Here is a 10,041-nt window from a genome sequence, read left to right as displayed (position 1 = left end):
GTGGATGTTTGAGTGGTTTATTCGACACACTACCTTTGATTTTGCCACTCTTCAGATGTACGGAATTTGTTCAAAAATCAAATAGGAGTCCTATACAATTATCAGTCTGTTGGAATGCTTCGGGTTAAAATCTTCATCACTTTCCCTGGTTCAGAAGCCGGTAAAAGTGGACTCCACTCACTAATCTGTGCAAAACCAATTCTATATAGTGTGTTAATAGTATTAGTCACAGTCTGGCGCGAACCAATAACTAGGAAGCTAACAGGTTCTCGGTCTGAATCTAGTTGCATGGAAGGTACAGAGCTTTTGTTCATTAGAGTTGACCTAAATTGTTACTAAAACTTATGTTCGTAATCACGAACATAAGTAGTTTACCATCTTGTTCGTAATTACAAACATTTACTTGGTTATAAGCCTCTGACAAAATCGGAGGCATGGCAAAAGCAGGAAAAGCCCTCAAACGGGTATTAGAAATTTATGGCATCACCCAAAATCGATTGGCTGTAGTTATGGAAGTCAATCGTTCTAGTGTTTTTGGGTGGGTGAATGAGGTTGCAGATCCGCCAGGTGATACAGTAGTGAAAATTCGCAGGGCACTACAGGAAATTGAGCCTGCTGCGGCTGAGGAGTTTGTCAAGCTGTTCTGGGGAGATTCAGGCGAGGAACAGTCGTAATTGAGGATACATATTCATGATCCAAAACTTTGAAGTGATGGAGAGGCGATCGCATTTGAGTAATTGGGGGTGCGATCGCATTTTCTCAAAAAAGGCGTAGGACTAGCCCGTCGTAGACATCGCTTCTTGTGTCAATTAGCTTTACGCTCTTTGAGGACTTGATCTAGCAAATTTCTCGCAGGTTGTGCTTTAGCCAACGCTACTTGATGGTCATTATAAGCCCGAACCAGGCGAGAAAGACTGCTCACACCTGCCTTAAGTTGCTCAAGTTCTTCACCAGCAACCAGATCTCCATCAAGCATCCGCCCAATCAACGGTTTGATGTCCCCCACCTCCAGCCGGACTTTTTGGAGCTTTTCTAGGTTACTCAGTAAGCTTTTGAGTGAGTTTAAGATGTCGTCAATATCCTGGACATCCTCCACTGGCTCGGGAGAATCTTCAATTTTCACTGTATCTTTATCTGAAATTGTCGGCAATTCCTGTGCAGGCGAATCTTTAATTTTCACTGTATCTTTATCTAAAATTGTAGACAATTCCTGTGCAGGCAAATCTTCAATTTTCACTGTATCTTTATCTGAAATTGTCGGCAATTCCTGTGCAGACGTTTCATTTTTAACCGCGTTTGACCGTGCCATCAAAGCTTCCTCAAGGAATTTCCCTTAGTGTATCGCTTACTCTTGGCAAAATTGCTTATGTCATAACATAAAAGCAGAGAATTTCTGTTACTTTATTATTTTTAACAGTAAAAATTAAACCATTTCTCCCATCTCCCTACTGCCCTATATTCAGCAATTTCGCCATAGCCAACCGTTGAAGTTTCCCGGTAGCACCACGAGGTAGTTGCTCCAAAATGTGAACTTGCTTAGGAACTTTGAAGTCTGCCAGCATGGTTGAACAGTGGGTTAAAAGTTCTTTTTCGCCAGCTTCTGCCTTGAGGACAACAGCCGCGTGGATATCTTCTCCTAAAGATTTGTGGGGGACGGCAAACGCCAAGGCTTCAGCGACGGCGGGATGGCGCAGCAAAACATCATCCACTTCTAAGGGAGAAATTTTTTCCCCACCCCGGTTAATCAATTCTTTAATGCGTCCAGTTAAGCGGAGGTAGCCGTCTGCATCCACTGTACCCTGATCTCCTGTGCGGAACCAACCATTTACAAAAGCTGTGGCGTTAGCTTGGGGATTGTTTTCGTAGCCATCGATGACATTGGGTGCTTTTACCACCACCTCGCCCAAGCTTAAGAGAGATAATAGGTTGCCTTCGGAGTCCATAATGCCGACTTCCACACCGAAGCCATAACCTACAGTACCTGGTTTTCGGACTTTTGGCGGTAGGGGGTTGGTGGTCATTAAGTGAGAAGCTTCAGTCATGCTGTAAGATTCCACCACGGGAGCATTGAGAGTTGCCTCTAGCTGTTCAATGATAATCGGGGGCAAGGAAGCGCTACTAGAGCGAATAAAACGAAAGCGATTAGCTTTGACAATTTCTCTATTGCGGCTAGCGCGTGCCAAAATTGTCTGGTGCATGGTTGGCGCTGCGGAGTACCAGGTGGGTTTATAGGTATCTACCAGTTTCCAAAACTCCAAGGCATTAAAACCATTGGGACAAATTAGTGTGCCGCCCGATGCCAGAGTTGCCAGCAAACAGCCCACCAATCCGTGAACGTGGAACAGGGGCATTAAGCAAAGTGTAGTGTCAGCTGCTGTGAGTGAGTAAGCATCAATGATGTTGTTAGCTGAGGCAATTAAGTTGCGATGACGAATCGGTACACGCTTGGGACGGCTGGTGGTGCCGCTAGTGTGGAGAATCATCGCCAGATCATCGGCGTTGGGGGTTGCAGGATTCGAGGATTCTGTTGGTTCTGAGCCTGTTTTGACTAATTCAAAGCTTAATGTGCCGTCAGTGTTTACCTTGGCATTAATCAGCATCATGTCGAGTGTGACGGCGGCAATGGCTGCTTCTGGAATTTCGGACAACGTAATCAGTGCTTTTGCTTGGGTATCTTCGTAGTAGAAGGCAAATTCCTCTTGTTTGTATTTGGGATTTAAGGGTGCAGCAGTGCCATATAGGGAGGCAGCCAAAAAGGTAATAGCCATTGGTGAACCGTTAGTCATGGCAATGGCAATGCGATCGCCCGGTTTCAATCCAAGGCTGTTGAGTTGGGATACCAGTCCCACAACATTCTCGCGCAATTGCTTATAGGTTAGCGATCGCCCCCCAGGCCTAACTAAGGCTGGATGATTGTCTTCCCCTGCTAAAAGCTCAAATAAGTTCATTAAAAACCTCCAGATTCGTAAAATTGGGCATTGATTATTAATTCTTCTCCTTCATCCCCACTCCCCACTCCCGTACAGACGTGATTAATCGCGTCTCTCCCACTCCCAATTCAACATTATTTGGTTTCTTTTGTAAGTAAGTTGACGCCAAAAAACTAAAGCTAAAATTAAGTCAATAGTGTGTTTATCGCTACTGGAAATCAGAAAAATCTTTTTCAGCAACTAAACCCCATCGAGAAAATATGGATCGTCGGAATTTTCTAAAGTATGTCACTTTAGCAGGATCTAGTTTTGCTTTAACTAGTTGTGTTCAAGGTAAAAATTCCAAATCGCAGGGTGAGGTGTCTGCCTCAGCGTCACCTGTGGCGGTAAATGAACCTCTCAAGGTGGGATTTGTTTATGTCGGTCTTGTGGGTGATTTTGGCTGGACTTATGCCCATGATTTAGGCCGCAGAGATATGGAAGCCAATCTTCAAGATCAGGTAAAAACTACCTTTGTCGAAAATGTCAACGAAGGTGCTGATGCCCAAAAGGTGATTCGCCAACTCGCATTAGATGGTAACAAGTTGATTTTTACAACTTCCTGCGGGTACATGAACCCAACAATTAAAGTTGCCAAGGAGTTTGGTGATGTTGTCTTTGAACACTGTACAGGATACAAACGTGCTGCCAATGTCGGCACTTATCTGGGACGCTTTGAAGAACCGCGTTACTTAACCGGCATGATTGCTGGCAAGATGACAAAATCAAATGTAGTTGGTTTTATTGGCGCATATCCAATTCCAGAAGTAATTCGGGGAATCAGTGCATTCACTCAAGGAGTGCGGCTAACAAATCCCCAAGCAAAAGTTAAGGTACTTTGGGTACAAAGTTGGTACGATCCAGCTAAAGAAAGAGAAGCGGCTCAAGCTTTGGTCAATTTAGGTGCGGATATACTAACGCAGCATACCAACTCTGGTGCTGTGGTTCAATTGGCTGAGGAAAAAGGGATTTATGCTTTTGGCTACAACAGTGATATGAGTAAGTTTGGTCAAAAAGCCCATCTGACATCAGCTATTAACAAATGGGGCAAATTCTATACACATACAGCTTTGGCTGTAATGAGTAATACTTGGAAGTCTCAAGAGGTTTGGGATGGCATTGGTGAAGGAATGGTGGATATTTCCCCGATGAATCAGGCAATTCCGGCTGATGTGCAACAACTGGTGAATGCGAAGCGCGATGAGTTTATTCAGGGTACTGCCCATCCTTTTGATGGCCCGGTGAAAGACCAAAAAGGGGTGGTGCGAGTGCCAACGGGTAAAGTATTAGATGATCGGGGACAACTGGCGATGGATTGGTATGTTGAGGGAATTGAAGGGTCAATTCCCAAAGGGAAATCATATTGACATACTCCCCGCCCTATAAGGGCAGGGATTCTAGGCTCAAACAACGATTGCAGTTTCATACCGCCTTACATCGTCTAACCCAACAGTTGATGCCCCAACTGCACAAATATTCTTAGCTGCGTTGTCGTCTCTCCCATTCACTGACTGGCAAGACGGACAACGCCACTCTCTGGCTGACAAATCCAACTCTTTAAGAATGTATCCGCAATGATTACAAGTCTTACTGGATGTATACCATTGATCTATAAATACAACCAGTTTGATCTTCTTTTTGGCAACCCATTCTAATATTTGCAGAAACTCTCCAAAAGCCAAATCTGATATTTTGCGACCCCAGAGACGATGCATCCCCTTGAGGTTTAATGTTTCAAAACACAGTACATCAAATCTATCTGTTAGTTCATGTGCAAGCTTCCAAAACCAGTCAGAACGCCGATTACAAATATCTTCATGCTTACGAATTAGATGCTTTCTAGCACGCTCACGATTGCTAGAACCTTTTGACTTTTTGGAGTGTTGAGAATTTGCAAGTTTTATAGCATTGAGCGACTGCCTAAAGAACTCAGGTGACTCTATTTTAGAGCCATCTGAGGAGGTGAGGAATGTCTTCAAACCAAAATCAAACCCAGCGATTATACTTGTCTCGAACTTGATTACTGGCTGGTTTATATTATCAACCACCACAACCAAAAACAATTCACCTAGCGGTGTGCGTTTAATGGTTAATGTCTTAACTGTCCCCTCAATTTCCCTAGACTGACAAAACTGATAAACTCTACTGCCAATCTTTACTCTATTACCACCCAGAAACTTATATCCTGCCTGCTTGAGTGTAAATGACTTGTATTTGCGAACCTTCTGAAAATTTGGTGGTCGAACTCCCTTTTTATTGTGTTTAAAAAACAACTGGTAAGCTTTATCAATACGCTGGCAGATATCCTGCACGGCTTGAGAACCAACTAATTGCCAGAATGGATTGCGTTTTCGCACCTTGGCAATATGAGCCTGAAGCCTTGCACAGTTCAAGTGCTTGCCAAACATCCGATAATATCGTTTGTGAATGGCAATACATCTGTTGTAGATTACCCCCGCAGCATTAATTGACCGCTTGAGAAATCTATTGCGCTTGTGTTGATAAAGCTTGAACTTCAGTGTTTTCATGCTAATATCATACCACAGAATGACAGCAATATGACAGCATGAAAAGATTAACAGTACGATGTTCTGACGGAGAATACGAGATACTTCTGGAGCATTGCCAAGAAACAGATCGGACTCAAAATGATGTCCTCAGAGAGTTAATTAGGAAGCTAAACAAAAGCCACCCTAGAAGGGCGGGGCTTTAAACCCAGTTTTTCGGTAAGCAATTCAAAATTAAAAATTAAGAAACAAAATTACAGTCAGCTTTCTGGCTGGTGATGGTGTGCAGACTCAAAGCGTAACAGCTTATTGTTAAGCAGTAGTATAATTTATCTTTTTTTGGGTTATTTCTAACTGGACAGTTATTTTTGCCCTGCTGCATTAGTATGTCAAAATAAAAATACCCGATACCTCAAGGTGAGCGATCGCTCACATTGCTAGATTAAAGGATTGACCTGAGCAATGGCAGACCAAACCAATCACAATCAAGCGGGAGAAGTAGCTCCCAGCACTGTTGACAAGCAACCTCCCAGTGTGGCCGAAGAACACGCTCCTAGTACAGATTCACCCGAAGCCACAGACATTCCTACTGCCAACGCGCCAGATCCGAAAGCCGCAAACCCCGAAGATAAGGCCAATGCTGCTAAACCAGCTGCTGTACCACCCAAGCGAGAAAAACCCGCCGCCGCAGCTAAAGCCGCAGTAGGCGAAAAACCCGCCACCGCAACAGAAGAAAAACCCGCAGCCGCAGCTAAAGCCGCCAAAAAGGAAAAAGCCCCAGCTGTTGAAGATAAGCCATTTGTAGAGTTCATTGAGCAAGACTACTTACCAGCTTTACAAAAAGCGATCGCTCAAAAAGGCGTGCAAGATTTACATGTGTCTTTTGCCAAGCAGAAGGTGCCAATCACTGGCTTTGAATCCGCCGAAGAATGCTGGCAAATTATCGGCAGTTGGTCGGAAATAGGTCTGCGTCAGTTTAACCTGTATTTCCCCGAAGAAGATATTCAAGGGAAAAAGGGATTTTCCTGTAATGAAGGCAAAAAACCTAGCACTCTTGAGTCATTCTTAATTGATGAGCGCAGAATTACACTCGATTTGTTGGTATTTGGCTTAGTTCAGCGCTTAGACGGTCAAAAATGGCTAGGGATAAATTAGTCATTAGTTATTAGTCATTAGTCATTAGTCATTAGTCATTAGTCATTGGGCATGGAGCAAAACAGTTCCGAGTTCCGAGTTCCGAGTAAAGAAGTGAGATTCCCCACTCCCTACTCCCCACTCCCCTTAAAGTTCATGGAAATGGTAGGTAACGGCTCCAGTATTGGGGTCGTTATCTATTTTCACATAACCTGATTTGTACATCTCTTTGAGAGTAGCTTCGACTTCAGCAAAGCTGGCTCCGGTGAACTTCACTCCTTGAGTGACAGTTAAAATACCACCCTTGCTTTCCGCGGCTTCGATCAGTTTAATCATGAGTTCGTTACCAGTTGGGCGGTGGACTTGAGAGGCAATCACTGCTTGATTTAAAGGCACACCGAGGGGAGATACACCTGCTTTTAGTCTCAGGTTGCGTTCGTATTCGTCAACTATGTTGGGGATGAGAAGCAGATCCACGATCTGCCCTACAGAAAATAAACCAAAAGTACACAGCCACAACAAACCCGTCCCGATCTTGCCATTATACAAGCGGTGCAGCCCTCCTACGCCGAAAAATCCGACTGCACACAAGATGTAAGAGATAAGAAGTCGGTCTTTCTGCTGCTGATTGTTTTCAAGATTCATCTTGTTTTCAACCCTTTGGATTTGCTCTTGTTGTCTAAGATAGTTTTTCCATACTGTTTTGTTTGATATCAGCATGGATAGCGAGAGTAATTAGAAGTTTTAAGTAATCGTGCCAGTCATAGATTGTTAATTTTAAGATGATCAACTTATGATCAGACCCATAAATGTATTGTAGCAAAAACTACAGAAAATCACTGAGATCCTAGTACAGCATGGCATAAATCCAGCTACCATCTCAATTAACCAGATAAGCTGCTCTCAGCTCCTTGTAAAGATAGGCAAATTTCCTTTATATTTGACTTAAGCGAGAATTGCTATAAATGCAAATCGTTGTCAGAGGGCGGAGGGAAAATTTTGACTGGTTTTAGCCAAATCAATCATTTTAAAGATTAACTGCAACAGCTTCTGATTCTATAGTCTTACTTTGATTTTCTATATGATAGGTAACTACTGCTTTGACTCGATCATGTCCTGTATAGCCGCTTTTGTTAGTCAATTCCACAACAAGCTCAGAATTTTCTAGAGGTTTTAACTCAATTTCTTTGTATTGAGACTGAAAATTTTGTAATTTGCCGTCTAAGAGATTATGGATTTCAACTTGAGAAATTTTTACAGTGACACTGTTAGTTTCAGGATTCTCCAAGCGGATAAAGACAGAAGCAAGTCCAATATTCCGTTGTGGATTATGAGGAATACCCAAAGGCGGTAAATTTTCTTGTCTAGCAATCAGAGTTACTTTTTTAATCAAACTATTGTTATTTGTCATAGCTGTTTTATGTTTAGATGCAGAATGAGTTTGACTTTGAGCATGGGTGGCAGGAATAGCACAAGCGTTAATTGACCCCGCTACAACCAGTAAAGCAATAAAAGTTATCAAAGATATTTTCATCATAATTACTAGAAAATGGTCTTGAGGAAAATCCGGTAAGGATAAAGCTAGTCATCCCCACCGAAAATTAGAGAAAATATCATCCCTTGATCAGAGTTAAGTGTTTGACCAAGCAAAATATGCATTGAGATTGAGCAATTGATTCCATGTTACGTCAGCGTCTTGATGTCCCCAAGGATTTCTGAGTTTAAATGTTCCATTTGCTGCATTGTAACTAGTAACGCTATAGGAATGATCATTAACTACGCCGTAATTTGCACCATTAATAAACCCAGCAGTTAATACTTTGTTGGAACTGACTAAATCAATTAGCTGAGTTTTAGTCATGTTATTAACTTGTTGGCTAGTGGCATCCAAGCCAGTTACTTGACGAGTTACATAATCCATCCAGCCACCCTCAATAGAAGGGTAAGCATTCGTGGTAGAACCAGGACGACTCCAACCTAACTCACCCAATTGAGCATAGGCTTTTTCTGCCAAGGCTACCCATAATTCATTGTTAGAATTATTGTAGGAACTACCTGGACTAGCGTAGACTAACTGTCCAGCATTAGTGGGTAAATATCGATCAACTGTGACGTAGTTGGCTACACCACTATTAAAGAAACGAACGGTGAAAGTATTATCACCATTGTCAATAAACATATTTTTGATGTCGTTAGGCTTTTTCTGAGCTATGGAAGATAGGGTAGCCAGATAATAACAATCTCCCAAAGCACCTTGCTTAATATCATTTGCACTAATACCATTTTGGAATAAAGACCCACTGATTGCTTGATATGGGGTATTGTCGAATGCTGTGGGGCGATCGGTTCCTAAGAACCACTTGCCAATCAATTTTTCCATTTGTGCAGTACTACTACCAGCAAAAAGGTTTCCTAGTGTTGTCTTACTTGTGCTACCTCCCGTCCACCATTGGTTCGCTGTATTCCCATTCACTACATCGTTTGAGAGAACACGAACATTATCTAGCATGGTAAAGCGGCTGGAATTACTAACAATGGTGCGAAGATCAACCAATTCAGTCGCATCAATTACGCTATGATCTTCAGCTTTATGGAACAGAGAAATCATATCATTTCTACTTAAATTCCCGTCTGCTGCCAGAGAGCGAGTTAAACTAATCAATCCTGCGTCTTTCAGATTTTGACTATACCAGTCATTATTAGTCCCTTGCACTGTATTAGCATTAGTCCCTTGCACTGTATTAGCATTAGTCCCTTGCACTGTAATAGCATTAGCAAAAACATTATTGATTTCATTGCTTTCAGCTACGTAACCATAACCATCGGCTTGAGAAAGCAGATAATATTTACCAGCAGCAGTGCCATTCGCAATGGTGAGTGCGACTGATTCAGAATTAACACCACCAGCACCAATTTTGGTAACAGAATCAGATTTCAAAAACACATCATCACTGCTGAGAGTGGCATCTTTGGAAAGATAGAACTTGCTGTCGCTAGAATCTGCACTAGCATTACCTTGGTTTTTGATTTGATAGTTAAGTTGGATGGTGCTATCAACTGTTGTGGTACTTGGTGCAGAGACATTTTGAACTATTAAGTCTGGTTGACTATCACCAGAAGAAAGTGTGATTACTAAACTAATACTTGTGCCGGAAATATCTCGGATGCCATTGATGTCATCTTGGTACAGGGAGGAAGTTCCTAAACCTGAAGAATGATAGCTATTGTGATTTACATTCAACCCATAGCTATTCTCGGTGCTAGATAAATTGATATTTGGATTATTTCCGAGAACACTATCTGTATTGATGAGATTATTTTCGGTAGAAAACATAGATTACTCCATTTAAAGCTAGGTATTTTGGCAAAACGAATCAGACAGCCTTTGCAATTTCAAAGGTTGAAAGTTAAATATTTGCGACTCGGAAAAA

11 protein-coding genes are annotated in these 10,041 nt (G+C 42.2%); 4 read left to right on the top strand and 7 right to left on the bottom strand.

The features are described 5' to 3' along the window. Nucleotides 1-101 precede the first annotated feature (101 nt). Nucleotides 102-314 (bottom strand): hypothetical protein, encoded by a 213-nt coding sequence (locus V7K36_RS29995; RefSeq protein WP_335121284.1) that lies wholly within the window; start codon nucleotides 312-314, stop codon nucleotides 102-104. Between the two features lie 120 nt (nucleotides 315-434). On the opposite strand from V7K36_RS29995, the gene V7K36_RS29990 reads away from it, so the two are divergent. After that, the gene (locus V7K36_RS29990; protein ID WP_335121283.1) at nucleotides 435-674 is read left to right on the top strand and encodes a helix-turn-helix domain-containing protein; all 240 of its coding nucleotides are present in this window, start codon (nucleotides 435-437) and stop codon (nucleotides 672-674) included. A gap of 131 nt (nucleotides 675-805) precedes the next feature. Here the strand turns inward: V7K36_RS29990 and V7K36_RS29985 are convergent, their stop codons facing one another. After that, nucleotides 806-1,150, bottom strand: a complete 345-nt coding sequence (locus V7K36_RS29985) for a hypothetical protein (protein WP_442948531.1) — start codon at nucleotides 1,148-1,150, stop codon at nucleotides 806-808. Between the two features lie 295 nt (nucleotides 1,151-1,445). Next, on the bottom strand, nucleotides 1,446-2,948 hold the full coding sequence (locus tag V7K36_RS29980) for an acyl--CoA ligase (RefSeq protein WP_335121282.1): 1,503 nt from the start codon (nucleotides 2,946-2,948) through the stop codon (nucleotides 1,446-1,448). Between the two features lie 242 nt (nucleotides 2,949-3,190). On the opposite strand from V7K36_RS29980, the gene V7K36_RS29975 reads away from it, so the two are divergent. Then, a complete protein-coding gene (locus V7K36_RS29975) occupies nucleotides 3,191-4,336 on the top strand; it encodes a BMP family ABC transporter substrate-binding protein (RefSeq protein WP_335121281.1) in 1,146 nt (381 codons plus the stop codon). 36 nt (nucleotides 4,337-4,372) lie between these two features. Here V7K36_RS29975 and V7K36_RS29970 read toward each other — a convergent pair whose 3' ends face one another. Then, the gene (locus tag V7K36_RS29970; protein WP_335121280.1) at nucleotides 4,373-5,497 is read right to left on the bottom strand and encodes an RNA-guided endonuclease InsQ/TnpB family protein; all 1,125 of its coding nucleotides are present in this window, start codon (nucleotides 5,495-5,497) and stop codon (nucleotides 4,373-4,375) included. A 38-nt stretch (nucleotides 5,498-5,535) separates the two neighbouring features. Here V7K36_RS29970 and V7K36_RS29965 point away from each other — a divergent pair, with 38 nt between their 5' ends. Together V7K36_RS29965 and V7K36_RS29960 are read left to right on the top strand one after the other, a co-directional pair. Further along, a complete protein-coding gene (locus V7K36_RS29965; RefSeq protein ID WP_335121279.1) occupies nucleotides 5,536-5,682 on the top strand; it encodes a ribbon-helix-helix protein, CopG family in 147 nt (48 codons plus the stop codon). A gap of 256 nt (nucleotides 5,683-5,938) precedes the next feature. Continuing rightward, on the top strand, nucleotides 5,939-6,631 hold the full coding sequence (locus tag V7K36_RS29960) for a DUF2996 domain-containing protein (protein WP_335121278.1): 693 nt from the start codon (nucleotides 5,939-5,941) through the stop codon (nucleotides 6,629-6,631). Between the two features lie 126 nt (nucleotides 6,632-6,757). On the opposite strand, the gene V7K36_RS29955 is transcribed toward V7K36_RS29960, so the two are convergent. The 3 genes from V7K36_RS29955 to V7K36_RS29945 all read right to left on the bottom strand — a co-directional run bounded on the left by V7K36_RS29955 (nucleotide 6,758) and on the right by V7K36_RS29945 (nucleotide 9,944). Next, nucleotides 6,758-7,255, bottom strand: coding sequence for a TM2 domain-containing protein (locus tag V7K36_RS29955; protein WP_334940236.1), 498 nt, complete (start codon nucleotides 7,253-7,255; stop codon nucleotides 6,758-6,760). Between the two features lie 382 nt (nucleotides 7,256-7,637). After that, nucleotides 7,638-8,147 (bottom strand): hypothetical protein, encoded by a 510-nt coding sequence (locus V7K36_RS29950; RefSeq protein WP_335121277.1) that lies wholly within the window; start codon nucleotides 8,145-8,147, stop codon nucleotides 7,638-7,640. 93 nt (nucleotides 8,148-8,240) lie between these two features. Then, nucleotides 8,241-9,944, bottom strand: coding sequence for a C2 family cysteine protease (locus V7K36_RS29945; RefSeq protein WP_335121276.1), 1,704 nt, complete (start codon nucleotides 9,942-9,944; stop codon nucleotides 8,241-8,243). Nucleotides 9,945-10,041: the final 97 nt, after the last annotated feature.

The sequence above is a fragment of the Nostoc sp. genome, from assembly GCF_036919555.1.
In the GTDB taxonomy this organism is placed as follows: Bacteria; Cyanobacteriota; Cyanobacteriia; order Cyanobacteriales; family Nostocaceae; genus Nostoc.
This window is presented reverse-complemented; position numbering and strand designations above follow the sequence as displayed.